Below are 24782 nucleotides of genomic sequence, written 5' to 3'. Positions count from 1 at the left end.
TCGTCAGTCGTCACCGATGACCGGAACCGGGACCGTCGTCTCGAGGGTCTCTTCGACCTGCGTGTAGACGAGGATCGTTCCGAGCGCAGCGAGTGCGGTCCCGAAGACGAACGGGACCTCGAAGCCGAACCGCACCAGCGCGCCCGAGGAGAGCGGCCCGATCGCGATTCCGTAGCCGAAGGCCATCGTCAGCACCGACAGCTTCGAGCCGGACTCGCCCTCGCCGGCGAGGTCGCCGGCCAGCGCCAGCGACGGGGCAAAGACCATCGCGGCGGCGACTCCCTGGCACAGGCGCGCGACGAACATCAGCGCCGACGAGAGGAGAAAGCCCTGGACGAGCGTCGTCGGGATCAACAGCGCCATTCCGGTCACGATGAACGGCCGCCGGCCGTACCGATCGCAGGCCCGCCCGATCGGCGTCTGGAGCGCGACCTGTGCGATGATAAACCCCGCGAACTGCAGGCCGAACCAGGTCGCCCCCTGCTCGAGGCGGGCGTTGACCTGCGGCTGGATGGTCGCAAATAGCGCGATGGCGGTCGCCATGAAAAACGACGCGATCCCGAGGGTGAAGATCGGATCGAGCAGGTTCGAGCCCGACCGATCGAGGATCGGGATCGAGAGGTTCGCGCCGGCGTTGGCGGCCGTCGACTCGGGATCGGACACCAGCACCGTCACCATGACGTAGCTGATCGTCGCGGTGATCGTCGCGACGTAGAAGGCGGCGTCGAACCCGGAGACCGCCAGACCGCCGGGGAGCGCGTACGGACCGCGACTGACGACCGCCCCGGCCACCGCCGGCCCGGCCCCGAACCCGACCAGACGGAACGTGTTGTAGACGCCCATGTTCCCGCCGCGGTCGCCCGTCGTCGCGAGTTCGTTGACGAGCGCGACCGACGGCGGGATGATGAAGGCGACGCTGACGCCCTGCAACCCCCGGATGACCAGCAAGGAGAGGTAAGTCTCCGCGAAGACGTACGCGACGTTGGTCATCGCGAGGCCCGCGAGCCCGACCAGAATGAACGGCTTGCGCCGGCCGAGCCGATCCGACAGCCGGCCGGTAAACGGCTGGAACGAACTGTTGAGAAAGCCAAAGAGCGAGAGGATCACCCCGATGAGCAGCGACTCGCCGAGACCGAAGGCCGTCCCGCCGACGACGCCGCTGGTCACGTACAGCGGGATGACGATGATCAGAAACGAGTTGCCGATCCCGTCGGCCATGCGAGCGCCCGCCAGCGCGAGGACCCGTCGATCGACGGCGAAGGGCGCGACGAGTCGCTCGACGACGGTCGGCATTGGCAACACCTGCGTGATCCCGACCGATTATACTTTCGAACGGAACAGCCGGTCGACGGGACAGTCCGCGGGAGCGTCGCTATAGTAACCACTGAGAGTCACTGCACACCCGATCGCGATCCCGACGAGAACGGCCGTACCCGGACAGTGGGCCTTCCAATATCTCTGGGGCCGTATAGTTAGAAATATAATATGACGGGGAGTTTCTAGAGACGATCGACGGTGATCAGGAGACGAACCGGTATCGATATCCTCTCGCTACTCGTCTCTGGATTTTGTGTCATATACGTCAACTCGATCGTAATCGAACTTTCGATAGTCTGGTCTCTCGTTCTCCTCGTACTCGTTTTGGTCAGTGTTCATCGAGCGACCGAACGGATATACGAATCGCTCTCCGGATCCTCGATTCGAGACGACGAGACCGGTGACGGCGAGAAAGCCCTCGCGGATACGTACGACTCGGTCTCCATTCTGGTGGTCGTTTCCACGGTCTGCCTCCACGAATACATCGACGCCAACGTCGTTTCACTCTCCGGTTACCAGACGGTAGTTCTCGTCGTCGGTCTCGTGTTTGCGATCCACGGAGCGATCGAACGGACGTACAGGCTTGCCGTGCGATGACTTCACGCTCGAGTCTTCCGTCGGCCGTCCCGTCGCTTTCCGCCCCGCTCTCGACGCCGTCGTCCTTCCGCTCGCGGGGCGACTTCTTTTCTACACACTTAACCGGGGTGAGCAACAACCGAGTCGTATGGAATTCTGCGACGAATGCGGTTCGATGATGAAGGCCGACGACGGCCTCTGGGAGTGTGGCAGCTGCGGGTACACGGAGCCGAAAGGCGACGCCGACCAGTACACCGTCACCGACGATCAGGAGGTCGGCGAGATCATCGAGTCCTCCGGCGAGACCTCGCTGCCCGAGACCGACGCCATCTGTCCCGAGTGCGGCAACGACCGGGCCCACTGGTACATGCAACAGATCCGCTCGGCCGACGAGTCCGAGACGCGCTTCTTCATCTGCACCGAGTGCGAACACAAGTGGCGCGAGGACGATAATTAGTCCGAGTCGCGACCGCTGACCGCCGTCAGAGCGGTTCGTTCCCGTCGATGATTCGCTTGGCCCAGGCGGCGTACTCGGGAACGCGTTCCTCCATTTTGGGATAGGTCGGGTCGTTGCTGTTGCCCTCCAGGTACCGTCGGAAGAACATCTCCGAGGCCGACGCGATCTTGAAGACGCCGAACGCCCGATAGAACCGGGGATTCTCGAACGACCAGCCCGTCAGATCCTCGTACCGGTCGACCAGTTGACGCCGGGTCGGATACTCCGGATGAGCGAGAAGCGACGGCGTGAGTGCCGTCGTCCGATCGGGATCCTTCTCGTCGGGCCAGTACGCGAGCAGCCAGCCGAGGTCCATGAAGGGGTTTCCCCGAGTACACATCTCCCAGTCGAACACGCCGACGATCTCGGGCGGCGTCTCCGGCGCGAATATCATGTTGTCGAGTTTGAAATCGCCGTGAACGAGGGTGTTCGCGGGGGGCTCGGGAGCGTTGGCAGCCAGCCAGTCGGCCACGTCGAAAAGCGTCGGGACCTCCCGCCGGTCGCTCGTCACCTCTCTCGCCCACTCGATCTGTTTCGTCCAACGGTCGACCTGCCGTTCGGTGTAGCCCGCTGGATGACCGAGGTTCCCCAACCCCATCATCTCGGGCTCGAGCGTGTGGATCTTTGCGCCGACGTCGATGAGTTCCGTTCCGATCCGCCGACGGTACTCGGGGCGTTCGAATCGGGGCGGCTCCGCTTCGCGGATCACGTCGCCCTGAAGCCGCTCCATCACGTAAAAATCGGAACCGATGACGTCGTGATCGTCACACTCGAGGACGGTCTCGGGGAGTGGAACGTCGGTGCCCTGAAGGGCGTTCATCACGCGGTACTCCCGAAGCACGTCGTGAGCGGAGTCGGCGGTCGCTCCCGCCGGCGGTCGGCGGAGGACAAACTCGCGATCGCCCCAATCGACGAACAGCGTTTCGTTCGAGTGGCCTGCCTGGTGATACGTCACTTCGAAGCGGTCGGCGGTGCCGAGTTCCGACTCGAAGTACGCCCGCAGCGAGTCCTCGTCGACGAGTTCCTCGAGATACGCCGTCTCGCTCGCATCGTCCGCCATACCGTTCCCGTGTCCGGCGCCCGTGATAAATATTCACTGGCAAACCGATGGCAACGGCCCGCTCGCTCTCGGCCGCCGCTTGCTCGAGTCGCGACGATATCGAACGAGGACCGCACGAGAGACTGTGACGCGAACACGTCGTCGCGTCGAACGAGGAGAGAACCGCCCTATTCGTTGCGGGCGATCGTCAGATAACCGGTGTGACCGACGGGCGCGGTCGTCGGCCGCGAGCCCCGCTCGTCGAACTGCATTTCGCGTTGAATCGTCTCTCGAGTGGTGACGTTCGCGAGGCCGACCTCGCGGGCCGTCCGTGCGACCTCGCGGGTCGACTCGATGAAGGGGCTGTAGACCGCGACGAACCCGCCGTCGACCAGCAGGTCGGGTGCGTGTTCGACCATCGCGGGCGCGTCGGCCGTATCGAGGGTCATGACGTCGAACGACGACGGCTCGAGGCCGTCGACCTCGTCGGTCACGTCGCCGGTCCGGACGTCGACGGCGCCGGCGACGCCACCAAGTGCCATGTTCTCGCGGGCCACGTCGGCGAACTCGCCGTCCTGCTCGTAGGTCACGACCTCGGCACCGGCCCGGGCCAGCATGGCCGCGAGGACGCCGGTTCCGGTACCGGCGTCGAGGACCCGGTCGCCGCCGGCGATGCCGGTCTCGCCGATGACGAGCCCGATGTCGCGGGGCACCATCGGCGCGCCGGTCCGCTCGAAGTGATGGAAGAGATCGGGGCCGCGCAGCCGACGTACCTGAAACTCGTCGCCCAGATGCGTCTCGATGGTGTCGCCCGACTGCACGTCCTCGGGGACCTCGAGCACGCCGAGGTCGGTCCCCTGTTCGCCGCCGGGTTCGACGAGGTACTCGCGGTCGCCGCGGACGAGCAAGACCGGGACGCGAGCCGTCCCGTCGGCCGCGCTCTCGTCTCCACTCACGCGAGTCACTCGAGGGAGCCGACCGCCGCGGCGAGGTCGCCGTCCGCGTCCTCGAGGGCCTCGCGGGCCTCGTCTTCGCTCACGCCGGCGCGCGTGGCGACGAGTTCGACGTCCTCGTCGGGGATCGACGAGCCGGCGTCGCTGCCGGCCTCGGAACTCCCGCCGGCCGAACCGGCCTCGACCTCCTCGGGCGAGCCGATGACCTGGTAGGTCTCCTGGCCGCGAGCGTCCATCTTGGTGACCTCGGCGTCGCCGAAGACGAGGTCGTACTCGTCGGTGCGGATGATGACCTCCTCGGCGTCGATGTCCTCGACGTCGATGCCCATCTGTTCCATCATCTGTTCCATCTTGCGCGGGTTGAGTCCGCCGCCGCCTCCTCCGAACATACTCGACACGTGGCCGCGGGCGACCTTTTAGTTTGTCGTTCGCCCGAAGCGACCGGACGGACTCCTGCCCGTCGTTGCCGGCGCGACGGCGGGACCCGCGGTCGCGTCGCCGATCGTACAGCAGCCCGTCTCATACGGTTTGCTGTAACGATTTACCGGTGCGACCGCAGGCCGTGTCGCGGTCGCACCGGAAATGACTTACAGCAGACCGTATCAGGCGTCGTCCGGCCGCGAGTAGTCCGGATCGAACAGCTGCGCCGACGTCGGCTCGGGATCGCCCTCGGTGAGGTTGTACCCGGAGAAGTCCTCGACGCCGGCCTCCCGGAGGAAGTCCTCGTCGTAGACGCGGTTCCCGGTGAACTCCGCGGGGTCGCGGGTCAGGATCTCGAGGACGGTGTCCGAGACGATGTCGGGCGTCCGCCAGTCGTCTTCGGTCCCCATCTCGAAGTACCGGGTCGCGCGCGTGTCGATCGCGGTCACCGGCCAGAAGGTGTTACAGCCGATCTCGTCGTCGGCCAGTTCCTGGGCCATCGACAGCGTCACGAACGACATCCCCATCTTCGACCAGGAGTAGGCGGCCGACCCCGGAGCGCGGTCGAGTTCGACCGGCGGCGCGTTCGTCAGGATCCAGGCGTCTTCCTCGACGCCCTTGAGGTGGTCGATGAACGCCCGCGAGACGAGATAGGTGCCGCGCACGTTGACCTCGTTCAGGAGGTCGTAGCGATCGGCCGGCAGGTCCTCGACCGCACCCATCTGGATGGCCGAGGCGTTGTTGATCACGATGTTGATCTCGCCCATCTCGTCGATCGCCTCCTCGACGGCCGCCTCGATGGCGTCCTCGTCGCGGACGTCCAGTTGGATCGCGTGCGTCTCGACGCCCTTCTCGGCGCAGGCCTCGGCGGTCTTGTGGATCGTCCCCTCGAGGTCCGAGTCCGAGTCGTCGACGGTCTTGCCCGTCGACACGATGTCACAGCCTTGTTCGGCCAGCGCGAGTGCGAGTTGCTTCCCGATTCCACGCGTGGTACCCGTTATGAATGCGGCCTGTCCGCTCAGGTCTGGTTTCTGCGGCATTAGTGATCTATACACATACCTGCACCCATAATAGTCCATTCAAACTCCCGGGCCGACGATCGACGTTTTCAATCCCCGGCGGCGCGTGGGAGACCGTAATGGCCGACGAACTCGACGCCCTGCTCGAGGCCCTCGAACTGAAAGACGAGCGCCGGACCGGCTGGGTCCTCCGCGGGATCGATGCCCCGGAGTCGGTCGCGGCCCACACGTGGGGCGTGGCGACGCTGTGTCTGTGCTACGCCGACCGGGCCGCCGACGTCGACCGCGACCGCGCGGTGTCGATGGCGCTGCTCCACGATCTGGGCGAGGCCCGCGTCGGCGACGTCGCGACGCGCGCCGAGGACGGCACCCAGCGGGTCGACGCAGGCGAGAAAGTCGCCCGCGAGCGGGACGCGATCGCGGATCTGCTCGAGCCGTTCGACGGCGACGACGAGTTTCGCTCGCTCTGGGCGGCGTACGAGGCCCGCGAGACGCCGACGGCGCGGTTCGTCAAGGACATGGACCTGATCGACAACTGCCTGCAGGCGCTCAAATACGAGCGCGGGGACCGCTACGACGAGACCGAGCGCAACGAGGCGTTCGACGAGTACGAGGACCTCGACGAGTTCTTCGCGACGGCCGCACCGCGGCTCGGGACGCCCGTCGGCGAGCGACTCTTCGAGGCGATCAAGACGCGGTACGAACGGGAGATCGGCCGGGAGTGCCAGCTGTAGCGGTCCTCGCGAATCGGCTGCCGGTCCGCCGATCCTCAGGTCTCTGCGGGCGCACCCTCGCGTACGTTGACGGCCATCCCCGTCTCGAAGTCCCGGATGGCGTCGGCGTCCAGCTCGGCCGTCCCGACCGCGAGCAACTCGCCGCGCTCGTGGACCACCAGCACCTCGTCGCCCGGCCGGATCTCGTCGCCGACCTCGAGGACGAACTTCGCGAAGACGTTCTTCTCCTCGCGGACGAACGGCTCGCTCTCGTCGTCGACGACGACCCGGTAGGCCGGGTGCTCGAGCGCGGCCGCGAGCCGGCGACCGCCCTCGAGGCCGAGGGTGAACCGGCCGTCGGTGCCGAAGGAGACGATCCGGCCGGCGTCGGCGTGGACTTGCTGGGGGCGGCCCGACGTGGTCCGTTTGACCGTCAGCGATTCCGACGGCGGGAACAGCGCCGCCCCCGCGTCCGCGCCGAACTGGTAGTCCGCGATGGTTCGAAGCTGGGACAGGCCCGCGCTCCCGTCTGCTGACTCGCTCATTGGGCCGGGTTCGAACCGGCGAGTCGAAAGCCCTTCGACCCGCGATCGGCCATCGACGCGACCGAAACGAGATGGAGAACGTTATTATCATTGGTTCAGTAGTATCGCATCCACATGGACGTCACGCAAATCGGTCTCGGGGTCGCCCTGCTGGTCGTCGGGACCCTGACACTGATCGGGCCGGCCGCGATCGTCACCGGTCCGCTCGTCTACCTCATTACCGGCGCGACGCTATTCGTTGCCGGCTACGCGCTGGTAATCGGTCTCTGGCAGACCCGCCAGCCCAACTGATTCTCGGTCCGAACCGGGGACGATTCGATCGCCGCGCTAGAGCAGGAACGTCTCGTGGCGTTCGCCCAGGTCGAGAAAGGAGTCGGCGGCATCGACGAGTTCATCCGCCGTCGAGGACTGGAACGACATCACCTCGACGCGGACGCCCTCGTGGCGCAGGTGCGAACACAGCCGCGAGAAGTCGCCGTCGCCCGTACAGAGGACGATCGTGTCGACGTGGTTGGCAAGCGTCACCGCGTCAAGACTCATCCCGACGTCCCAGTCGGCCTTCTTCGAACCGTCGGCGAAGGTCTTGATGTCCTTGATCTTCGGCTCGAAGCCGATGTCGATCAGCGCCTCGAAGAAGCTCTCCTCCTCCGGCGAGTCCGCGCGGATCACGTACGCGATCGCGCGGGTGAGCTGGCGGTCCTGAACCGCCTTCTCGAGCAGGGCGGAGTAGTCGATGTTCCGGCTGTGCATGCTCTGGGCCGTGTGATAGAGGTTCTGGGCGTCGACGAGGACGGCGACGCGCTGCCCGGGATGAATTTCCGTCATATACTAGCATGTCGCGGGCGGCTATAAAAAATCGCGGCGTTCGGGACGGTCACGATGGGGTGTCGCCGGATTAGTTCCGAAGCTTCCGAATGCGCTTTTCCGTCGGCGGGTGGGTGGCAAACAGCGTCTGCAGCAGGCCCTTCTCGGAGTTGAAGATACACAGCGCGCTCACGCTGTCGTCGAGTTCGGACTCCCGGCCCTGCGAGCCCTGCGAGATCTTCTCGAGGGCGCGGGCGAGCGGGTCGCCGCTGCCGATGTACTGGCGGGCGTCGTCGTCGGCGACGTACTCGCGGTACCGCGAGATCGCCAGCACGAACACCATCACGAGCATCTGGGCGATGTTCGAGATGATCATCCCGACGAAGATGCTGCCGATGCTGCGGTCGTCGCCCATCATGTAGACCATGTAGGCGACCCAGCCGACCATCATCGCGATGGAGCTACCAAGCACCATCGCGAGGACGTCGCGGTTCTTGATGTGGGCGAGTTCGTGGGCGATGACGCCCTCGAGTTCGTCGCGCTGGAGCAGGCGGATGAGTTCGGTCGAGACGACGACGTAGCCGTTGCCCTTCCGGCCGGTCGCGAAGGCGTTGGGGACGCCCATGTCCATGACCATCAGCGTGGGCTTTTCGATGCCCATGTCCCGACAGAGCGACTCCGTCATCTGGTGGACCTCGCGGTACTGGCCGTCTTCGGGCATCTCCTCGGCGCGTCTCGTGGCCGACCAGGTCCCAATCTTGTACTGGATGACGGGCAAGACGAGCAGGCCGAGTCCGACCAACGGCCACGCGCCGACTCCGAACATCGCCAGGCCGAAGGCACCGACGAGCATGTAGAACGCGAACAGGATCGAGCCGACGATCGCCATTCGCACTTTCAATCCGAAATTCGTCATAGCTGACTCTAGACAACGACTCGGCATAAGCTACGTGGATTCGTATGTCAGCTCTCCGCACTCGCGTCGATCAGTCCGGTCGAAGACACAACGGCTAAGTCGGTCCGGCCCAGTCTCTCGGGCATGCGCCACGTCGCTCGCTCGGGACTCGAGTCCGCCGTGAGCGGCGTCGCCCCTCGTTTTTCGAAACGCAAACGCGCCTGCGAGTGCTCGCGGCGGGCGTAGCGCCCCCGTCCCGGGCACGCTTCGACCGCGCGCGATCGATCACCAACGACCGATCGGAACCGATAGGACCTACCGATCGGAGTCCGACACACGACTCAACGACACCAACACATGACTGCTATCGACCTTTCGGGCGTCTTTCCGGCGATGTGTACGCCCTTCGACGAGGACGAACGAATCGACTTCGAAACGCTGCAGGCCGACGCTCAGCGCCTCGAGACAGCGGGCGTCGACGGGCTCGTCCCGGTCGGCTCGACCGGCGAGTCGGCGACGCTGACCCACGACGAACACGTGGAGGTCGTCGAGGCCGTCATCGAGGCCGTCGACGACGTGCCCGTCATCGCGGGCACCGGCTCGAACAACACCCGCGAGGCACTGGAACTGTCCGAGCGGGCCGCAGACGCGGGCGCGGACGGCCTCCTGCTCATCTCGCCGTACTACAACAAGCCCGAACAGCGCGGGCTGATCGAGCATTACCGGACGATCGCCGACGCCGTCGACCTGCCTCAGATCGTCTACAACGTCCCCTCCCGGACGGGCCGGAACATCGAGCCCGACACCGCCGTCGAACTGGCGAGCCACGAGAACGTCGCGGGCTACAAGGCCGCCAGCGGCGATCTGGGCCAGATCAGTGAGGTCGTCGAACGCACGCGCGACGAGGACTTCGCGGTGCTGTCGGGCGACGACGGCATGACCCTGCCGACCCTCTCGGTCGGCGGCACCGGGACGATCAGCGTCGCCGCGAACATCGAACCCGAGCGCACGTGTGCCATGGTCGGTGCGGCGCTGGACGGCGATTACCAACGTGCAAGGGAACTGCACCACGAACTCGGCCCGCTGTTTCGCGAACTGTTCGTCGAGACCAACCCCATTCCGGTCAAGGAGGCCATGGAGATTCGCGGCTACGGCCCGGCTCGCCTGCGCTCGCCGCTCTCCCGCCTGGCCGACGAGTACCGCGCGGACCTCGAGGCAGTGCTGGCCGACCTCGAGCGCGACGAGACGGAACTGGCAGACCCGGCGGAGGGCGATCGATGACGGTCCGACTGGGCGTCACCGGCGCGACCGGGCGAATGGGCCGGGAAGTCATCGCCGCGGCAGCAGGACGGGAGGACTGCGAGGTCGCCGTCGCGGTCAACCGCGATCCGGACGGCGAGACGGTCGAGGGCGTCGAAATCGAGCCCGCGGCCGAGTTCGATGCGCTGGTCGCCGACCGCGAGCCGACCGCCGTGATCGACTTCACCGGCCCCGCGTCGGCCGTCGACTACGCCCGGGCCTGTGCCGACGCCGGCGTCGCGTTCGTCACCGGCACGACCGGCTTCGACGACGATCAGTACGAGGCCCTCGAGGCCGTCAGCGAAGACGTCGCGGTCCTCCACGCGCCGAACTTCGCCCGCGGTGTCCAGGCCCTGCTCAACGTCGTCGGCGAGGCGGTCCGGAACCTGCAGGGCTACGACGTGGAACTCGTCGAGACCCACCACAACGCCAAGCGCGACGCCCCGAGCGGCACCGCCAACCGGCTGCTCGAGGAGATCGAGGACAACGGTGACTTCGGCGAGCGCGTTCACGGCCGCGAGGGCGAGGCCCCTCGAGAGGAGGGAGAGATCGGCGTCCACGCGCTTCGTGCGGGCACCATCACGGGCGAACACGAGATCGTCCTCGCGGACAACCACGAGGAGGTTCGGCTCACCCACCGCGCCGAGGACCGCGGGGTCTTCGCCGCGGGCGCGGTCGACGCGGCGGTCTGGATCGCTGGACAGAAGGCCGGTTGGTACGACTTCGCGGACGTGATCGGAGAATGAGCGCACTCGAAACCGAAATCGGCGAGTTGTGGGAGCGCAAGCAAAGCGGCGAGATCAGTGCGGAGACCGCGGATGAGGACGCCTACGACACCCTCGCGGCCTTCCTCGACGCCCTCGAGTCCGGCGACGTCCGCGCCGCCGAGAAGCAGGGCGGCGAGTGGGAGGCAAACGAGTGGGTCAAACAGGGCATCCTGCTGAACTTCGGCCTCCGCGAGATCCGGCAGTACGACCACGGCGACACGACGTACAACGACGTCCTGCCGCTCGCCGACTCGAGCGAGTACGGCGACCGCGGGAGCCGTAACACGCCCGACGGGACCGTCGTCCGGCAGGGCGCGCACGTCGGCTCGGACTGTATCATGATGAGTCCGTCGTTCGTCAACATCGGGGCCTACGTCGGCGACGGCACGCTCGTCGACTCCTGCGATACGGTGGGCTCCTGCGCCCAGATCGGCGACAACGTCAAGCTCGGCGCGAACACCCTCATCGGCGGCGTCCTCGAGCCGGTCGAGAACGCCCCCGTGATCGTCGAGGACGACGTCTCGCTCGGCGCGGGCTGTCGCGTGACCTCGGGCTTCGTGGTCGGCGAGAACAGCGTCGTCGGCGAGAACACGCTGCTGACCCCGCGCATCCCCGTCTACGACCTCGTCGAGGACGAGGTCGTCTACGGCGAACTGCCCGCGGACCGCCGCGCGTTCACCCGCTTCGTCGAGTCCTCGATCAGCGACCACGACCTCTTCGAGGGCGGCGCGTACAAGCCCGCCGTCGTGGCGACCGATCTGGAGACGGAGACGCTCGAGGCGACCGAGCGCGAGGACGCGCTTCGGGAATAAACGAGCCGTCCCGACGATCCCGTACGAAGTGCGGTGATCGCACTCGATCCGGGGAAATTGCCGTAGATCGTGGGAGGACTTTTGGTCGTTCCCCTCGTAGTCGGTCGTAATGAGCAAACGGGCCGAGGCCGACGATCGGGGTCGCATCGTCATCCCCCACGAGATCCGCGAGAGACACGGCGACCGGTACCGCGTCGTCGAACTCGAGGATCGGATCGAACTGATCCCGTTGAACGACGATCCGATCGAAGGCCTTCGCGATGCCGTCGGTGACGCTTTCGACGGCAAATCGATCGACGAGATCAAGCGTGAGGCACGCGAGGCCGCTCGAACGGACGCGATAGGCGACGCGAGCGAGTAGGAGCCGATGATCTACGCCGATACCGACTTCTTCATCGCGTTGGTGAAAGACGACGATTGGCTGCAGGATCGGGCGGCCGAGATCGCGCTCGAGAACGAGGGGGAAATCTACACCTCGCGAGCGACGCTGCTCGAACTGCTCGTAATCTCGGACCGCTTCGAATTCGATCGAATGGAGGCGCTTACGTCAGCGCTCGAAATCGCGACCGTCCCCGAAGACGAGGACGTCCTGTTCCAGGCGGCGGACTACATGGACGAAGACGGTCTCACCGCGTTCGACGCGTACCACGTCGCCTACGCGGCGGAAGATCCGATCGTCTCGTCGGACAAATCGATCGACGACGTGACGGACGATCGGATCGCGATAGAGGAACGAGGTCCCGAGTAATCGGGCGTCCGGACGCTCGAATACACTCGGCTCCCCGCATCTTCCCGCTGCTCTCGAGGCGGAGACGCTCGAGGCGACCGAGCGCGAGGACGCGCTTCGGGAGTAGGGGACCGGAGCGATCGATACCCGCCGCCGACCGCTCGGCCCCGCGTTAGCGGCGGTGACGACCCCCGACGTAGGTCACTTCGATCCGCCCGAAGAGATGGACGAGCAGCCCGAGTCCCGAAAGCGACGCGAGCGCTGTCAGAACGAGGATCTGGTTGCGAGTCGTCTCCGACGGCTCGATCTCCTCGGCGAGGTACACTCGGTAGTACGTCCCGTCCTCGAGCCGTATCGGTCGGTCGGGAACGGTCGCCTTCCGGAGCGTCGTGGCGTCACCGGTCCGGGCCGCTTCGGCGGCCGTCGACGAAACCTCCCTCGCGGTCACGTCGTGGCTCGCGTGTTCGAGCGCCGCCTCGGGCGAGGACGGGTCGAGTGTCAGGTCGATGCGGTAGCCGTCGTCTCGCGGGGCCGATTCGTTCGCGACGTAGGTCGTCTCGTAGACGGTGCCGTTGAGCGAGACGTACCGGTATCGCTCCGGGTGGAACGGGAGGTCGACGCGGCCGGGTGCCCCGTAGGAGAACTCGGTCGGAACGGTTCCGTTCTCGAGTACCGACTCCTCGAACGTACACGCACGGACCTCCCACGCGTACGGCCCCGATTCCGCACAGGCGATCGCCCCGTCGACCGGCGTTCGGTCCGGCGCGGCGCTCTCGTCCGCGTATTCGACGCTCGAGCCGTCGGTCGTCACTTCGACGCGCTCGTACCGATAGGTGCGCTCGCCCACGTCGAGAAGCACCATCAGGGCCGGGCTGGTGAGTAAGCCGACGGCGACGAGAGCCAGGAAGACGTCCAGGCGCGGCGTCGACGTTCTCGTGGCTGCCATCGGTCCTCGGAATTAACGACAGGAATATAATGGCTTTGTTCGATCCTTCCGGACACCGTCCGCCGGAAAGCCGTCTCGGGCCCCGTCGGTTCTCCCGTCGATGAGTCCCGCCTCGAGCGGGTCGGCGACGGAACTGCTGACTTCCGTCCCGATCCGAACCCAAACGCTTGAATCCTCCCGCTCACTTTGAGGTACCAATGACTGACGCCGCGGCTTCGGTGCCCGTCCGCCGCCTCTCCGACTGGGACGCGGCCGAACTACACACGCTCGTCGAGGACTACGGCTCGCCGCTGTACGTCCTCGACAGAGAGCGGGTCCGGGAGAACTACCGCCGCCTCGAGACCGCCTTTCCCGACGCCGAGATCCTGTATGCGGTGAAAGCGAACGCGCTGGGGGAGGTCCTCTCGACGCTGCGCGAGGCCGGTGCGGGACTGGAGTGTGCCTCCGCCGGCGAGGTCCAGCGGGCGCTCGGGGCCGGCGCGTCCGGGTCCGAGGTCCACTACACGGCGGTCAACCCGCCGGCGCGGGACCTCGACTGGGTCGTCGACGCCTGGGCCGACGGGCCGGAACTGACGGTCACCGCCGGCTCGGAGGACACGATCGACCGCCTCGAGGAACGCGGCTACGACGGCCGGCTCTGCCTGCGCGTGAACCCAGGGATCGGCGCGGGCCACCACGAGAAGGTCGCGACGGGCGCGGCCGCGAAGTTCGGCGTCCCCGCTGAGCGAGCCGTCGACGTACTCGCGGATGCCGCCGACCGCGGTTTCGACGTCGTCGGGATCCACGCCCACGTCGGCTCCGGCGTCTCGAGCGATCAGCTCGAGGCCCACCGGGAGTTCGTCGCGCGGATGGGCGACCTCGCGCGGAACGTTGCGGGGGTCGTCGGCGGCCTCGAGTTCGTCGACGTCGGCGGCGGCTTCGGGGTACCCTACCGCGAGGACGAGGCCCCGCTCGATCTCGAGAGCGTCGCCGAGGCGACCCGCGAGGCGCTGGGCGCGGTCGACGCCGATCTGACGATCGAGCCCGGCCGCTACTTCGTCGCGGACGCGGGCGTGTTGCTGACCGAGGTCAACACCGTCAAGGAAGCCCGCGAGACGACCGTCACCGGCGTCGACGCCGGGATGACGACTCTGCTCCGGCCGGCGATGTACGACGCCTACCATCCGATCCGGAACCTGACCGCCGAGGCGGGGGACGGCTCGATCGAGGCCGAGAACGGTCCCGCCGGTCGCGAGCGCGTCCCCCAGACCGTCGCCGGCCCCATCTGCGAGAGCGGCGACGTTTTCTGTACCGACCGTCAACTACCGGCAAGCAAACGTGGGGACGTACTCGCGATCGGCAATGCGGGGGCCTACGGCTACGAGATGGCGAACCAGTACAACAGCAGACCCCGACCGGCATCGATCGTCCTCGCGGACAGCGAGGCGCGACTCGCCCGCCGCCGCGAGACGGTTACCGACGTGACGCGACCCGAACGCGAGGCGCGAAGCGCCTCGCCGACGGACCGAAAGAACGACCACGACCGAGCGACCGACACCGACAACGACCCAGTACGATGAGTGTCCCATTCCAGAAGTACCACGGCACCGGCAACGACTTTCTAATCATTCAGGCTGACGAGTACGTCCCCGACCGCGGCGCGCTCGCCGAACGCGAGTGCGACCGCGACGACGGCGTCGGTGCCGACGGGATCCTCTATCTCGCCCTCGAGGACCGGTTCGAACCGCCCCGCGTCGTGATGACGCTGGTCCAGCCCGACGGCGCGACCGCGCCGATGTGTGGCAACGGCGCGCGCTGTGCGGCTGACTGGGCGATGGAACGGACCGGAGCCGACAGCGTCATGATCGACACGCAGGCCGGCACCCTGCGGGCGGACCGGGCCGACGGCGGTATCACCGTCGAAATGGGGACGCCGACGTTCGACCCCGACGAAGTCCCCGTCAGGGCGGACGAACCCGTCTTCGAGGAGGAGATCGAAGGCCTCGAGGTGACGATGGTCAACACCGGCGTCCCACACGCCGTGAGCTTCGTCGACGACGTTCCCGACGAGTTCTTCGAGTCGGGGGTCAGTCGGACCTCGTCCGACGCTATCGACGCGGTCGACCTCGAGGCCGTCGCGCCGCGGGTCCGCTACGCCGACGCCTTTCCCGTCGGGACGAACGTCACGATCGCCAGCCCCGACGGCGAGGGCGGCTTCGACCAGCGGACCTACGAACGCGGCGTCGAGGGCGAGACCGAGTCCTGTGGCACCGGCGCGGTCGCCATCGCGGTCGTCGCGCGACGGCTCGGACTGACCGACGCCGACCCGGTCGAGGTCCGGCCCCCGGGCGGGGACCTGCAGGTGAGCTTCAACGACCGGGGGAACGCGACGCTCGCCGGCCCCGTCGAACACGAGTTCGACGGCGAGGTGCCCGTCCGGTCGCCGACCGAACTGTGAACGGGGCCCAGCGATGAGCGGGAGCGAGCCGGCCGCGAGCGGCCCCGACGGCGACGACGAGTTCGATCCCATCGACTTCCTCGAGACGGCGGTGCAACATGCCTCCCACGAGGACGTCGGCCCGATGCGCGACTACCTCCGCGAGACGCTCGCGGCCCGCGGGCTCGAGCCCCGCGTCGACGACGCCGGGAACGTGCTCGCGAGTCGCGGTTCGCCCGCGGCCGAGGCCGAGACCCACGTCGTCTTGAACACCCACATCGACACGGTCTCGCCTCACGTCCCCTGCGAGCGCGCTCCGGATGCGCCCGAGGCCGACGGCGGCGCGGTGATCCGTGGACGGGGCTCCTGTGACGCCAAGGGACCGCTCGCGGCGCTGTTGTCGGCCTTTTTCGCAGTCGAGCCGACCGACGACCGCGTCACGCTCGCGGTCACGCCCGACGAAGAAGTCCTCTCGACGGGCGCGTACGCGCTCGTCTCCGGCGACGAGTCGCCGACCGCTGACGCCGATGCCGTGATCGTCGGCGAACCGACCGACCTCGACGTCTGCACGGCCGCCAAGGGCCGATTTCAGGGAACGATCCACCTCTCGGGAGCCAACGCCCACGCCGCCGAGCCCGAAACCGGAACCAACGCCGTCGCCGCCCTCGAGGGCGTCCTCGAGGCGGTCCGGACGTTCGGCGAGCGCGCGGACGCGCCGCCGGCCCACCCGCAACTCGGCGCGGCGACGCTGACCCCGACCGTCGTCGAGGGCGGCGCGGCCACGAATCAGGTGCCGGCCGACGCCGCACTGACCGTCGACCGCCGGAGCGTCCCGCCCGAGACCGCCGAGGAGTTCCACGAGGCGCTGACCGCGCGCCTCCGGGCCGCGGTCCCCGACGACGTCGGCCTCGAGTTTCGCTTCACCGACCGGCCGACGCCGTTCCTCGAGGCCTGGGACACCGATCCCGACGCGCCGGTCGTGCGGACGCTCGCGGACGCCGCCGGCGGCGAGGTTCGGCCGTTCACCGCGGCGACGGAAGCTTCCTACTTCGCCGCGGACGCCCCCACGGTCGTCTTCGGCCCCGGCGTCCTCGCCGACGACGAGGGCGCGGTCGCACACGCGCCCCGGGAGTACGTTCGGGTCGAGTCGGTTCGAGCAGCGGCGCGGGCGCTCGAGGCGACGCTGGCGGAACTGGTCGGATAAGTCGACGGACGACTCGTCTCAGTTTCGACGGGCGTGGCCTCAGGACAGCAGCGTCAGGAGTCCCCCGAGGACGGTGAGGACCGCGCCGATCGTCACGACGTTCACCAGTCGGTCGTCGGGGATCGTCGGATCGTCGGCCAGCACGACCTCGTAGCCCGTCGCGAGGACCATTCCGACGCCGCCGACCGAGAGCAGGACGGCCGGGACGGACACGGTCCACGACGAGAGCGTGGCCAGTCCCATGAGGGCGAGCGCGCCGCCGATGACGGCCATGGACGCGTGATAGCGGAGGGCGGTTCGCATTAGTGTCACTTGAGCCGGCACGAACAATACTGTTCGCTTCGTGAACTGCTCGACGGCCGGAACGGTCGTCCGGCCGCCGTCAGACCGACATCAGTGCGATCGCGACCACGCTCAGGGCGATGGCGGCGAGCTTTCGCGGGGTGACGGCCTCGTCGAACGCGACGATCCCGAGCAGGGAACTGACCACGATGAACAGGCCGTAGATCGGGACGACGATGCTCACCGGACCGAGCGCGAGCGCCCGGTAGTAGGTCAACAGCCCGATCGTCAGCAGCACGCCCATCGCGAGGATGTAGGGGGTGCGGGGATGGCGCAGGTACGGCCGCACGGGATGTCCGCGATAGCGGACGACGAGGCCGACCGTGACGAACATCACCGAGTTCGAGAGGAACACGGCGAGGGAACTCGGCAGGTCGGTCATCGCGATCGAGAGCAGCGGGGCGACCAGACTGTAGGCCAGACAGGCGAGGACCGACAGCTCGAGGTACCGGCGCATCACTGCTCACCTCCGGCCGCGAGGTAGATCGCAGCCGTCGCGACGGCGATCCCGGCCGCCCGCGTGGCGGTCAACTCCTCGCCCAGTGCGGCGATGCCGACGATCGAACTGCCGACGATAAAGAGGCCGTAGATCGGGACGACGACGCTGACCGGGCCCTGCTCTAGGGCCTGATAGTACGCGAGGATCCCCGTCGAGAGGAAGAGGCCGGCGACGTAGACGATCCCCGCCGACGGCGTCGTCACGTCGGCCAGTTGGCCCGTCCCGGTCACCAGGAGGACGACCGCCGTCAGACAGAGGAAGACCGTCGTCGAGAGAAAGAGCGCGACCGCGGGCGGGACCTCCGCCGTCACGAAACTCGTCAGCGGTGCCATCAGCCCGTAGGCGAGGAGGGCGACGATCACCCAGAGCAGATACTCCATACGAGCCCTCGATTGAGGGCGTCCAATAGTGTCACTATTCCGGTACCGCGATCCGGTATCGCGAAGCGGACGGGCGGCTCGAGGTGAGCCCTCGAACTCGCTCGTTGGTGACCGGGTTTCGGTTCCGATTCGCGCCCAGTACTAATGTCTGGTATCAAACACTATCAGAAATGTCCGAAAGCTACAGTACAGGGGTGAATACGGACGTATTCGCTATAATTCGATAATAGGCCTATCCTCGAGTACGTAATTCTATTATTAATCTCGGCTAGAACGTCTCGCCGAGAGACAACCAGTTAATAACTATTTACCACAGTCGCCACAGGACGGATCACACTATCGTATGAGGGGGAGACTTCGACCGAGAACGGTACAGGGGACCGTTCGCCGCCGACCCCGGTGGTCGAACGGATGAGCGTCGAATCGATCGGCGAGACCGCGATCGAGGAGACTGACGAAAGGATCGACGACGCGAGCGACGGACTGACTCAGGACGTGGCGTTCACCGTGCTGAGTTGTCCGCGACGGCGGTACAGCCTGCACTATCTCATGCGGGAACAGCGGGAAGTGTCTCTCCGCGAGCTATCGAGGGAGCTCGCGGCCTGGGAGAACGATGTCGACGTCGACGCCGTGACCCACAAGCAGCGAATGCGCGTCTATACGGCGCTTCGGCAGTCTCACCTGCCGAAGATGGACGAGAACGACATCGTCGAGTTCGACTCCTCGGCCGGCGTCATCGAACTGACTGACGACGCGTCCGAACTCGAGGTGTACTTGGACGTCGTTCCGCACGACGAGATTCCCTGGAGTACGTACTACCTCGGGCTCGGGGGTCTCTGTGCGGTCGCGGTGACGCTTTCGGGAGTTGGTCTCTTCCCGCTCTCGGAGGTCCCCGGGCTCGGACTCGCCGCCCTCGTCACGCTGTTGTTCGTGGGGTCGGCGATCGCGCATCGGTATCACGAACGAGCGAACCGACTCGGTTCGGCCGGGGACCCGCCGGCGTGAGGTGACCGACGATGAACGATGCCATACGCGAGGCCCTTCCGGAGCGGCGGTCTCTCGTCAACGTCGTCGGCGTCCTCGTGTTGCTCGCGATCGTCGTCCCGTTCCTGATCGTCGGCGTCCCGCAACTGGCGGGTGCCAGCCAGAGCCACGTCGTCCTCTCCGACAGCATGAGCCCGACGTTCGAGTCGGGCGACGTGATCCTCGTTGAGGACGTCGATCCCGCGTCGATCGAGTCGGGCGACGTGATCACGTACGCGGACGGCAGCGGCGAGCGGACTACTCACCGCGTGGTCGAGGTCGTCGAACGCGACGGCGAACGACAGTTCCGGACGCAGGGCGACGCGAACGACGAACCCGACGGTGATCTCGTGTCGGCCAGCGCCGTCGAGGGCCGGCACACGCAGACGCTGCCGCACATCGGTCACGTGGTTCTGTTCGCCGGCTCGAGGCTCGGGATCGCACTGTTCGTGATCGTCCCGGGTACGTTGCTGGCCGTCTCGGAAGTATGGAACCTGTACCGCGCATGGATAAGAGCTGAAGGCGACGATGATACCTCCGACGCGGACGGTAACGGCGATTCTGCGGGGGCTCGAGCGGCGGACCACGGCGCTCCGGAACCGACGGAAGACGATTGATACCAATGCAACCGAACCAACGAACCCGATTCGTGCTGCTAGCGGTGATCGCGTTCGCGCTGACAGGGGCGACGGCGTCGACGACGACGAGCGGGTTAACCGACAAGGAGGTGGTGACGCTCGGCGAGGTCGGGGCCGACTGGAACGAGTCGATGGGTACCGACGACGAACCGCAACCGAACGAACGCAACGAAAACGAATCCGATGGCAATGAGACGAACGACAGCCACACGAGCAGCGACGAGAACGAACGCGAAATGAACGAGAGTGAAACCCAATCAGAATTGGGAGACCCTATTAGTGAAGAATCCGACGCCGACGGTCCGGTGACGGCTGAGACCGCTCAGAACGCGTCGACAACCGAACCGAACGGACAGGGCACCAACGAGACGGCAGCGAACGTGTCGACCCGTCAGTAGCCGTTTCATCGATCGACTTCTGACTGGCGGCTCCCCGTTCGTGTCGCTGACAGATATCTACTCAGTCGCGATAGGCGGTATGTTCGCTTTGTACCCTCTCAGTACCTCGAGTCGCCGAGAAGGATGAGGTGGGAGGGGACGCTACAGGTCCTGGCTGGTGTCCTGATGCAGGGCGTAGGTGACCGTGAGGTCGAACTCGTCGCCCTGATAGTCGTTGTTGGTACCGGATACCGAATTGTCGAACTCGTCGTCGTGAGCCCACCGGAACTGCATCGTCATCGTCTCGGTGCCGCCGTTCGCGCTCGGCGGCGGATTGAGATCGTCGAGCGGTGCGTCGTTCCCAGTCACCAGATCATCGACGTCTACGAGGCCGTTGCCGTTCGCGTCCAACAGGTCCTCGAGGACGTTGGTACCGTTGTACGTGAACACGGTGACCTTGAACTGCTCGGTCATGCCATCGGCACTCGAGGGCATGGTGTCCGCCGCATTGGTCCCTGTCGACCCGTCGGACTCGGTTTCGTCGACCGAGAAGCCGATCTCGACGTGGTCCGCTTCCAGCGAGCCGGCGTTCTGGAGCGAGACGTTGGTCATCACGCTGTCACCGGGCTTTGCGTTCGAGATCGTCCACGAACCGGAGACGCCGTCCCCGAACCCGTCGCCGTCGTCGGAGACTTTCAGATCGAGCGTACCGGCTTCAATGGTGTTTCCGGTACTCTCCTCCGTGTCGCTGAAGTACGCCCACGTTCCGGCACCTGATGCCGCTCCTGTCACGCCGATAGCTGTTAGGACACCGAGCAGACGACGCCGGGTCAGTGGAGTGCTACTGTTGTCGTCAAACATAATTAGAGGATTCCGGCGAGGGAACGGGCTCAGTTAGGGGGAACCGCCGTACTGGACGATTTTCATCGCGACATCGATGTCGACTTCTTCCTCCTGAGCTTCGTTCCCGACACTCTCAGGTAGTGTCGCAGTGAAGGTGCCACTAACAGGGTCGTCCTCTGGGTCGATTCCTCGGTTCGTAGAGATCCAGCCGGTCGGTGTATTCTCGAGGTTGACATCCCCTGAGTTACCACCGGCTACGTCCCAGGACAGATCGAGATCGTCCTCAAGCGCCCCCCCAGAATCGAACTTGAGGTACAGATCTCCGCCGGTATCGCCTTCAACCCCCAGATTGAGCGAGTAAGATTCTGAATCACCAGGGACGAGAGGGCCGATATTCACGCTAGCTCCATCCTGAATGTCATTCCCATTGACCTTCAGATCGAGTGTCCCAGCGGATACGGTGTTGCCTGTACTTTCCTCAGTGTCGCTGAAATACGCCATCGTCCCTGCGCCTGCAACCGCGCTGCCAGCGCCGATGAGGCCGATACTTCCGAGTACCTTGCGCCGCGAGAGGTCGAATTTCTTGTCCGTCATAGTCGTATTCTCCGTAGCCGCTCCATCGCGTTCGGCGGCCGGACCCACCGTCCGTCACCTCCCCACGTCCGGAGCGACTCGAGAACGGCTATGCTACACACCCCAGTATATATACACCACCTGACAATACGAGAGGGGGACCCTCAATTCGTCTGAGAGTCCGTATAAGATCGATAAACAGATCGTTGAAACGTAGATCTCGTCAATATACGACGTCTATAGGAACAACTGAAACGATTTACACACCGATCGCACAGCCGTCGTGCGATCGGGTGTACAATGACTTTCAGTGGCTACTATAGTTCCGACGAGACCGCTCATGCTATCCGATCTCTGTCTCCAAGACGTCCGATCTCCAGAACGCGTCGACCGCCTACTCGAGGCCGTCGACTACCTCGCTCGACACGCCCGTGTACCCGGCCAGCGTCAACGCCCGCAGTTCCTCGCGGATATCCGCAGGGGCGACCTCGTCGAAGTTGGTGACGGCTCCGACGCGCTCGAGAAACCGCAGATGCACCACGGTTCGATTCCTGCGGTCGTCAGGCTATTGCGTACGCGATCGCAACCGGGTATGGTCGTTAAACCGCTGACCGGCGTCCCCGCGTAACGACGGGTTCGGGATCGTCAGCGGACAAATTATATGTAGCTGTGATAAATTTTATCCGACTGATCAACTGATGCTGTCCGGATTCGATCCATACCCGTCGAACTGGACGCACAGACTCCTCGTGCGAAAGACGGACGCGACCGACCGGAGCTACAATGCTCGACTGATCGAGGCCGAAAACGCGGTCCTCGAGTGGGCCGTCGAACACGGAACGGCGCTTCGCGTCCTCGTGTGGGAAGACGAACTCGCCACTCGGGCCCCGGGAGCGCTCGAGGCGCTTCGAACCGACTTCCGACGCGTTTCCGACGAGCGTCGGACGTGGGCACCGAATCTCGGAACCGAGTTCCACCGATCGCTCGAGGGCGACGGGCGGACGGCGATGGTCCCGTTCTCGATCTCTTCCGAACCGGAGCGGACGTGGCGGCTCTACGACGTCAAACAGATTTTGGTCGTCGACGACGACGAGTGGCGGTATCACTCGACGCCGGACGAGGCACACGTCAGAAACGCCAATCTCCGAGGTCTCGATGCGACCACGAAAGCCGAGTTACGGGAGTCCGTTCGTTCGCTCACCGAAACGTGCCTGCTCGCCCGGTCGGACCTGCACTCCTGGGCCGTCGGTGAACGACGGTACGAACTGCGGGCGGGGACGACCTGCGTCGAACTCGTCATCGACGACTCCACGCGGTCTCGAGCGTACGATCTCGAGGCGATCGCAGCTATCGAATTCGACGAGACGGACCTGACCGCCGTCGTCACTTGGTCGACCCCGGACGGAGCGGCATCGACGCGGCTACGCCGACGACTCGACCGGCTACTCGGCCGACATCGACCGTCCGAACTACGGTTTCCCGACGCGGAAACGATGGCAGCCGTCAGGGAGTCCCTGAATCGAATCTCGACGGCGTGTGAGTACGACGTTCGACTCCGAAGCCGCCGGTAGCGACCGAGATAGGTGCCTGAAACGTAATTTTACTACCGGCTTCGTCGACGCGGCGGGCGATGCAGATCCCGCCGGAACCCGTCTACTCGAGGCCGTCGACCAACTCGCTCGCCACGCCCGTGTACCCGGCCGGCGTCAGCGCGCGCAGCTCCTCGAGAACGCTCTCGTCGATCTCGAGGTCGTCGAACATGTCGCGGAAGTCCTCGAGGGTGACGTCCTTGCCCCGGGTGACGGCCTTGACGCGCTCGTAGGCGTCTTCTTGGCCCTCGCGCCGGAGGATCGTCTGGACGGCTTCGCCGATGATCTCGGGCGTGTTCGCGAGGTCGTCGCGCATGACCTGCTCGTTCGGCACGACCTTCGAGAGGCCGGCGGCGGTCTTCCCGTAGGCGATCAGGCAGTGGGCGAAGGCCCCGCCGATGTTGCGCTTGACCGTCGAGTCCGAGAGGTCCCGCTGGAGCCGGGAAGTGGTGACGTAGTCGGCGAGGAAGGTCAGATCGGAGTTCGCTTTCGAGAGGTTCCCCTCGCTGTTCTCGAAGTCGATCGGGTTGACCTTGTGGGGCATCGTCGAGGAGCCGGTTTCGCCCTCGACGGCCTCCTGGCCGAGGTAGCGGTCGGAGACGTAGAGCCACATGTCGAGATCGAGGTCGAGCAGCACGTCGTTGGCCCCGCGGACGGCGTCGAACAGCGCCGCCAGATCGTCACACGGGTTGACCTGCGTGGTGAGGGGTTCGAACTCGAGGCCCAACTCCCGAACGAAACTCTCCGCGAAGTCCTGCCAGTCGACGTCGGGATAGGCGGCGACGTGGGCCGCGTAGGTGCCCGACGCGCCGCCGAGTTTGCCGCGCAGGTCGTCTGTCGCCCGTCGGATCCGGCCGGTCGCGCGACCCAGCCGCGCGGCGTAGACGGCCATCTCCTTCCCGAAGGTCGTCGGCGTCGCGGGCTGGCCGTGGGTGCGAGCCAGCATCGGCAGGTCCCGGTACTCCCGCGCCATCTCCGCGAGGGCGTCGCGGACGTCGTACAGCTCGGGCAGCAGCACTTCGTCGACGGCGTCGCGGACCAGCAGCCGGTGGGCGAGGTTGTTCACGTCCTCGCTCGTCAGCCCGAAGTGGATCCAGGCCGAGGCGTCGCTGCCGTCGGGCAGCCGGTGGCGGACGAAGTACTCGACGGCCTTGACGTCGTGGTTGGTCGCCTCGAAGCCGGCGTGGCCCTCGGTCTCGAGTTTCTTGATCAGTTCGGCGTCCTCCTCGGCGAAGTGCTTGTAGAGGCCCCGTAGCTCCTCGCGGTCCTCGAGGCCGAGTTCCAGCGGCGTCGCCTCGAGGTCGGCCAGCGCGATCAGGTACTCGACCTCGACGCGAACGCGGGCCCGCATCAGGGCGGCCTCGCTCGCGTACGGCGACAGCGGTGCGGTCCGGCCGTCGTACCGGCCGTCCAGCGGCGAGACGGCGTACAGGGCGTCGGTGTCGGTCATCGTGCGAGTCTTTCCAGCGCGGTGCAAAAGCGTATCGAAACCGCGACCCGCACGGAGTCACGAGCGTGCATATCTCGAGCGTCCGATTCGGAAATACTGTCCGAACGATACACAGTTGTG

31 protein-coding genes are annotated in these 24782 nt (G+C 66.0%); 15 read left to right on the top strand and 16 right to left on the bottom strand.

Features of this window, described 5'->3' with window-relative positions:
• Nucleotides 1-3 precede the first annotated feature (3 nt).
• Nucleotides 4-1293 (bottom strand): MFS transporter, encoded by a 1290-nt coding sequence (locus tag A6E15_RS13310; RefSeq protein WP_076146889.1) that lies wholly within the window; start codon nt 1291-1293, stop codon nt 4-6.
• A 748-nt stretch (nt 1294-2041) separates the two neighbouring features.
• On the opposite strand from A6E15_RS13310, the gene A6E15_RS13300 reads away from it, so the two are divergent.
• On the top strand, nt 2042-2350 hold the full coding sequence (locus A6E15_RS13300; protein ID WP_076146888.1) for a transcription factor S: 309 nt from the start codon (nt 2042-2044) through the stop codon (nt 2348-2350).
• Nucleotides 2351-2375: 25 nt separating this feature from the next.
• Here A6E15_RS13300 and A6E15_RS13295 read toward each other — a convergent pair whose 3' ends face one another.
• From A6E15_RS13295 to A6E15_RS13280, 4 genes are all read right to left on the bottom strand, one after another.
• A complete protein-coding gene (locus tag A6E15_RS13295; protein ID WP_076146886.1) occupies nt 2376-3449 on the bottom strand; it encodes a phosphotransferase family protein in 1074 nt (357 codons plus the stop codon).
• Between the two features lie 167 nt (nt 3450-3616).
• A complete protein-coding gene (locus tag A6E15_RS13290) occupies nt 3617-4393 on the bottom strand; it encodes a methyltransferase domain-containing protein (RefSeq protein WP_175607263.1) in 777 nt (258 codons plus the stop codon).
• Nucleotides 4390-4770: a nascent polypeptide-associated complex protein gene (locus A6E15_RS13285; protein ID WP_076146883.1), complete on the bottom strand. Its 381-nt coding sequence runs from the start codon at nt 4768-4770 to the stop codon at nt 4390-4392. Before A6E15_RS13285 ends, A6E15_RS13290 begins: the two co-directional genes overlap by 4 nt.
• A gap of 213 nt (nt 4771-4983) precedes the next feature.
• Complete coding sequence (locus A6E15_RS13280) at nt 4984-5841, bottom strand: SDR family oxidoreductase (protein WP_076146881.1); 858 nt, start codon at nt 5839-5841, stop codon at nt 4984-4986.
• A gap of 98 nt (nt 5842-5939) precedes the next feature.
• Between A6E15_RS13280 and A6E15_RS13275 the strand changes: the two genes are divergently transcribed.
• Nucleotides 5940-6554, top strand: a complete 615-nt coding sequence (locus A6E15_RS13275; protein ID WP_076146880.1) for an HD domain-containing protein — start codon at nt 5940-5942, stop codon at nt 6552-6554.
• Between the two features lie 35 nt (nt 6555-6589).
• Here the strand turns inward: A6E15_RS13275 and A6E15_RS13270 are convergent, their stop codons facing one another.
• On the bottom strand, nt 6590-7078 hold the full coding sequence (locus A6E15_RS13270; protein ID WP_076146878.1) for a PUA domain-containing protein: 489 nt from the start codon (nt 7076-7078) through the stop codon (nt 6590-6592).
• 114 nt (nt 7079-7192) lie between these two features.
• On the opposite strand from A6E15_RS13270, the gene A6E15_RS21030 reads away from it, so the two are divergent.
• On the top strand, nt 7193-7369 hold the full coding sequence (locus A6E15_RS21030) for a hypothetical protein (RefSeq protein ID WP_175607262.1): 177 nt from the start codon (nt 7193-7195) through the stop codon (nt 7367-7369).
• A gap of 36 nt (nt 7370-7405) precedes the next feature.
• Here the strand turns inward: A6E15_RS21030 and A6E15_RS13265 are convergent, their stop codons facing one another.
• Together A6E15_RS13265 and A6E15_RS13260 are read right to left on the bottom strand one after the other, a co-directional pair.
• Nucleotides 7406-7903: a LabA-like NYN domain-containing protein gene (locus A6E15_RS13265; RefSeq protein ID WP_076146877.1), complete on the bottom strand. Its 498-nt coding sequence runs from the start codon at nt 7901-7903 to the stop codon at nt 7406-7408.
• Nucleotides 7904-7973: 70 nt separating this feature from the next.
• Nucleotides 7974-8798: a M48 family metallopeptidase gene (locus tag A6E15_RS13260; protein ID WP_076146876.1), complete on the bottom strand. Its 825-nt coding sequence runs from the start codon at nt 8796-8798 to the stop codon at nt 7974-7976.
• A 336-nt stretch (nt 8799-9134) separates the two neighbouring features.
• Here A6E15_RS13260 and dapA point away from each other — a divergent pair, with 336 nt between their 5' ends.
• The 5 genes from dapA to A6E15_RS13235 all read left to right on the top strand — a co-directional run bounded on the left by dapA (nt 9135) and on the right by A6E15_RS13235 (nt 12403).
• Complete coding sequence (dapA, locus tag A6E15_RS13255) at nt 9135-10058, top strand: 4-hydroxy-tetrahydrodipicolinate synthase (RefSeq protein ID WP_076146874.1); 924 nt, start codon at nt 9135-9137, stop codon at nt 10056-10058.
• The gene (gene dapB, locus A6E15_RS13250) at nt 10055-10822 is read left to right on the top strand and encodes a 4-hydroxy-tetrahydrodipicolinate reductase (RefSeq protein WP_076146873.1); all 768 of its coding nucleotides are present in this window, start codon (nt 10055-10057) and stop codon (nt 10820-10822) included. Before dapA ends, dapB begins: the two co-directional genes overlap by 4 nt.
• The gene (locus A6E15_RS13245; protein ID WP_076146871.1) at nt 10819-11655 is read left to right on the top strand and encodes a 2,3,4,5-tetrahydropyridine-2,6-dicarboxylate N-succinyltransferase; all 837 of its coding nucleotides are present in this window, start codon (nt 10819-10821) and stop codon (nt 11653-11655) included. Before dapB ends, A6E15_RS13245 begins: the two co-directional genes overlap by 4 nt.
• Before the next feature lie 109 nt (nt 11656-11764).
• Nucleotides 11765-12016 carry an AbrB/MazE/SpoVT family DNA-binding domain-containing protein gene (locus A6E15_RS13240; RefSeq protein ID WP_076146869.1) on the top strand — a complete coding sequence of 84 codons (252 nt, stop codon included), beginning with the start codon at nt 11765-11767 and terminating at the stop codon, nt 12014-12016.
• 6 nt (nt 12017-12022) lie between these two features.
• On the top strand, nt 12023-12403 hold the full coding sequence (locus A6E15_RS13235) for a type II toxin-antitoxin system VapC family toxin (RefSeq protein ID WP_076146868.1): 381 nt from the start codon (nt 12023-12025) through the stop codon (nt 12401-12403).
• Between the two features lie 151 nt (nt 12404-12554).
• On the opposite strand, the gene A6E15_RS13230 is transcribed toward A6E15_RS13235, so the two are convergent.
• Nucleotides 12555-13328, bottom strand: coding sequence for a hypothetical protein (locus A6E15_RS13230; protein WP_076146866.1), 774 nt, complete (start codon nt 13326-13328; stop codon nt 12555-12557).
• A 197-nt stretch (nt 13329-13525) separates the two neighbouring features.
• Here A6E15_RS13230 and lysA point away from each other — a divergent pair, with 197 nt between their 5' ends.
• From lysA to A6E15_RS13215, 3 genes are read left to right on the top strand one after another with little or no spacing between them, the layout of a single operon-like run.
• Nucleotides 13526-14887 (top strand): diaminopimelate decarboxylase, encoded by a 1362-nt coding sequence (gene lysA, locus A6E15_RS13225; protein ID WP_076146864.1) that lies wholly within the window; start codon nt 13526-13528, stop codon nt 14885-14887.
• Nucleotides 14884-15765 (top strand): diaminopimelate epimerase, encoded by an 882-nt coding sequence (gene dapF / locus A6E15_RS13220; protein WP_076146863.1) that lies wholly within the window; start codon nt 14884-14886, stop codon nt 15763-15765. Before lysA ends, dapF begins: the two co-directional genes overlap by 4 nt.
• 13 nt (nt 15766-15778) lie before the next feature.
• Nucleotides 15779-16948, top strand: coding sequence for a M20 family metallopeptidase (locus tag A6E15_RS13215; protein ID WP_076146861.1), 1170 nt, complete (start codon nt 15779-15781; stop codon nt 16946-16948).
• A gap of 39 nt (nt 16949-16987) precedes the next feature.
• On the opposite strand, the gene A6E15_RS13210 is transcribed toward A6E15_RS13215, so the two are convergent.
• The 3 genes from A6E15_RS13210 to A6E15_RS13200 form a co-directional block, all read right to left on the bottom strand.
• Nucleotides 16988-17251, bottom strand: a complete 264-nt coding sequence (locus tag A6E15_RS13210; RefSeq protein ID WP_076146859.1) for a hypothetical protein — start codon at nt 17249-17251, stop codon at nt 16988-16990.
• 79 nt (nt 17252-17330) lie between these two features.
• Nucleotides 17331-17747: an EamA family transporter gene (locus tag A6E15_RS13205; RefSeq protein WP_066302916.1), complete on the bottom strand. Its 417-nt coding sequence runs from the start codon at nt 17745-17747 to the stop codon at nt 17331-17333.
• A complete protein-coding gene (locus A6E15_RS13200; RefSeq protein ID WP_076146858.1) occupies nt 17747-18169 on the bottom strand; it encodes an EamA family transporter in 423 nt (140 codons plus the stop codon). The genes A6E15_RS13205 and A6E15_RS13200 overlap by 1 nt, the downstream gene beginning before the upstream one ends.
• 411 nt (nt 18170-18580) lie before the next feature.
• On the opposite strand from A6E15_RS13200, the gene A6E15_RS13195 reads away from it, so the two are divergent.
• From A6E15_RS13195 to A6E15_RS13185, 3 genes are all read left to right on the top strand, one after another.
• The gene (locus A6E15_RS13195; protein ID WP_076148356.1) at nt 18581-19174 is read left to right on the top strand and encodes a DUF7344 domain-containing protein; all 594 of its coding nucleotides are present in this window, start codon (nt 18581-18583) and stop codon (nt 19172-19174) included.
• Nucleotides 19175-19185: 11 nt separating this feature from the next.
• Complete coding sequence (locus A6E15_RS13190; protein ID WP_076146856.1) at nt 19186-19809, top strand: signal peptidase I; 624 nt, start codon at nt 19186-19188, stop codon at nt 19807-19809.
• A 113-nt stretch (nt 19810-19922) separates the two neighbouring features.
• Entirely contained in the window at nt 19923-20228 is a 306-nt protein-coding gene (locus A6E15_RS13185) for a hypothetical protein (RefSeq protein ID WP_139326594.1), read from the top strand.
• Nucleotides 20229-20369: 141 nt separating this feature from the next.
• Here A6E15_RS13185 and A6E15_RS13180 read toward each other — a convergent pair whose 3' ends face one another.
• The 3 genes from A6E15_RS13180 to A6E15_RS21025 all read right to left on the bottom strand — a co-directional run bounded on the left by A6E15_RS13180 (nt 20370) and on the right by A6E15_RS21025 (nt 22164).
• A complete protein-coding gene (locus tag A6E15_RS13180) occupies nt 20370-21068 on the bottom strand; it encodes a TasA family protein (protein ID WP_076146852.1) in 699 nt (232 codons plus the stop codon).
• Between the two features lie 33 nt (nt 21069-21101).
• Nucleotides 21102-21644, bottom strand: a complete 543-nt coding sequence (locus A6E15_RS13175; RefSeq protein WP_076146850.1) for a TasA family protein — start codon at nt 21642-21644, stop codon at nt 21102-21104.
• 373 nt (nt 21645-22017) lie between these two features.
• The gene (locus A6E15_RS21025) at nt 22018-22164 is read right to left on the bottom strand and encodes a hypothetical protein (RefSeq protein ID WP_175607260.1); all 147 of its coding nucleotides are present in this window, start codon (nt 22162-22164) and stop codon (nt 22018-22020) included.
• Nucleotides 22165-22372: 208 nt separating this feature from the next.
• On the opposite strand from A6E15_RS21025, the gene A6E15_RS13170 reads away from it, so the two are divergent.
• Nucleotides 22373-23194 carry a hypothetical protein gene (locus tag A6E15_RS13170; RefSeq protein WP_139326593.1) on the top strand — a complete coding sequence of 274 codons (822 nt, stop codon included), beginning with the start codon at nt 22373-22375 and terminating at the stop codon, nt 23192-23194.
• An 82-nt stretch (nt 23195-23276) separates the two neighbouring features.
• Here the strand turns inward: A6E15_RS13170 and purB are convergent, their stop codons facing one another.
• A complete protein-coding gene (purB, locus tag A6E15_RS13165; protein WP_076146847.1) occupies nt 23277-24662 on the bottom strand; it encodes an adenylosuccinate lyase in 1386 nt (461 codons plus the stop codon).
• Between the last annotated feature and the right edge of the window lie 120 nt (nt 24663-24782).

Origin of the sequence: Natrinema saccharevitans, assembly GCF_001953745.1 — an archaeon.
Classification (GTDB): domain Archaea; phylum Halobacteriota; class Halobacteria; order Halobacteriales; family Natrialbaceae; genus Natrinema; species Natrinema saccharevitans.
This window is presented reverse-complemented; position numbering and strand designations above follow the sequence as displayed.

Excerpts from the sequence above, each read along its gene's own strand:
- A6E15_RS13205 (WP_066302916.1), bottom strand. The coding sequence starts at position 17,747 with ATGCGCCGGTACCTCGAGCTGTCGGTCCTCGCCTGTCTGGCCTACAGT.
- purB (WP_076146847.1), bottom strand. The coding sequence starts at position 24,662 with ATGACCGACACCGACGCCCTGTACGCCGTCTCGCCGCTGGACGGCCGG.
- dapB (WP_076146873.1), top strand. The coding sequence starts at position 10,055 with ATGACGGTCCGACTGGGCGTCACCGGCGCGACCGGGCGAATGGGCCGG.
- A6E15_RS13285 (WP_076146883.1), bottom strand. The coding sequence starts at position 4,770 with ATGTTCGGAGGAGGCGGCGGCGGACTCAACCCGCGCAAGATGGAACAG.
- A6E15_RS13300 (WP_076146888.1), top strand. The coding sequence starts at position 2,042 with ATGGAATTCTGCGACGAATGCGGTTCGATGATGAAGGCCGACGACGGC.
- A6E15_RS13240 (WP_076146869.1), top strand. The coding sequence starts at position 11,765 with ATGAGCAAACGGGCCGAGGCCGACGATCGGGGTCGCATCGTCATCCCC.
- A6E15_RS13270 (WP_076146878.1), bottom strand. The coding sequence starts at position 7,078 with ATGAGCGAGTCAGCAGACGGGAGCGCGGGCCTGTCCCAGCTTCGAACC.
- A6E15_RS13295 (WP_076146886.1), bottom strand. The coding sequence starts at position 3,449 with ATGGCGGACGATGCGAGCGAGACGGCGTATCTCGAGGAACTCGTCGAC.
- A6E15_RS13260 (WP_076146876.1), bottom strand. The coding sequence starts at position 8,798 with ATGACGAATTTCGGATTGAAAGTGCGAATGGCGATCGTCGGCTCGATC.
- A6E15_RS13275 (WP_076146880.1), top strand. The coding sequence starts at position 5,940 with ATGGCCGACGAACTCGACGCCCTGCTCGAGGCCCTCGAACTGAAAGAC.
- A6E15_RS13200 (WP_076146858.1), bottom strand. The coding sequence starts at position 18,169 with ATGGAGTATCTGCTCTGGGTGATCGTCGCCCTCCTCGCCTACGGGCTG.
- dapA (WP_076146874.1), top strand. The coding sequence starts at position 9,135 with ATGACTGCTATCGACCTTTCGGGCGTCTTTCCGGCGATGTGTACGCCC.
- A6E15_RS13245 (WP_076146871.1), top strand. The coding sequence starts at position 10,819 with ATGAGCGCACTCGAAACCGAAATCGGCGAGTTGTGGGAGCGCAAGCAA.
- dapF (WP_076146863.1), top strand. The coding sequence starts at position 14,884 with ATGAGTGTCCCATTCCAGAAGTACCACGGCACCGGCAACGACTTTCTA.
- A6E15_RS13215 (WP_076146861.1), top strand. The coding sequence starts at position 15,779 with ATGAGCGGGAGCGAGCCGGCCGCGAGCGGCCCCGACGGCGACGACGAG.
- A6E15_RS13190 (WP_076146856.1), top strand. The coding sequence starts at position 19,186 with ATGAACGATGCCATACGCGAGGCCCTTCCGGAGCGGCGGTCTCTCGTC.
- A6E15_RS13265 (WP_076146877.1), bottom strand. The coding sequence starts at position 7,903 with ATGACGGAAATTCATCCCGGGCAGCGCGTCGCCGTCCTCGTCGACGCC.
- A6E15_RS13180 (WP_076146852.1), bottom strand. The coding sequence starts at position 21,068 with ATGTTTGACGACAACAGTAGCACTCCACTGACCCGGCGTCGTCTGCTC.
- lysA (WP_076146864.1), top strand. The coding sequence starts at position 13,526 with ATGACTGACGCCGCGGCTTCGGTGCCCGTCCGCCGCCTCTCCGACTGG.
- A6E15_RS13235 (WP_076146868.1), top strand. The coding sequence starts at position 12,023 with ATGATCTACGCCGATACCGACTTCTTCATCGCGTTGGTGAAAGACGAC.
- A6E15_RS13195 (WP_076148356.1), top strand. The coding sequence starts at position 18,581 with ATGAGCGTCGAATCGATCGGCGAGACCGCGATCGAGGAGACTGACGAA.
- A6E15_RS21030 (WP_175607262.1), top strand. The coding sequence starts at position 7,193 with ATGGACGTCACGCAAATCGGTCTCGGGGTCGCCCTGCTGGTCGTCGGG.
- A6E15_RS13230 (WP_076146866.1), bottom strand. The coding sequence starts at position 13,328 with ATGGCAGCCACGAGAACGTCGACGCCGCGCCTGGACGTCTTCCTGGCT.
- A6E15_RS13280 (WP_076146881.1), bottom strand. The coding sequence starts at position 5,841 with ATGCCGCAGAAACCAGACCTGAGCGGACAGGCCGCATTCATAACGGGT.
- A6E15_RS13210 (WP_076146859.1), bottom strand. The coding sequence starts at position 17,251 with ATGCGAACCGCCCTCCGCTATCACGCGTCCATGGCCGTCATCGGCGGC.
- A6E15_RS13175 (WP_076146850.1), bottom strand. The coding sequence starts at position 21,644 with ATGACGGACAAGAAATTCGACCTCTCGCGGCGCAAGGTACTCGGAAGT.
- A6E15_RS13310 (WP_076146889.1), bottom strand. The coding sequence starts at position 1,293 with ATGCCGACCGTCGTCGAGCGACTCGTCGCGCCCTTCGCCGTCGATCGA.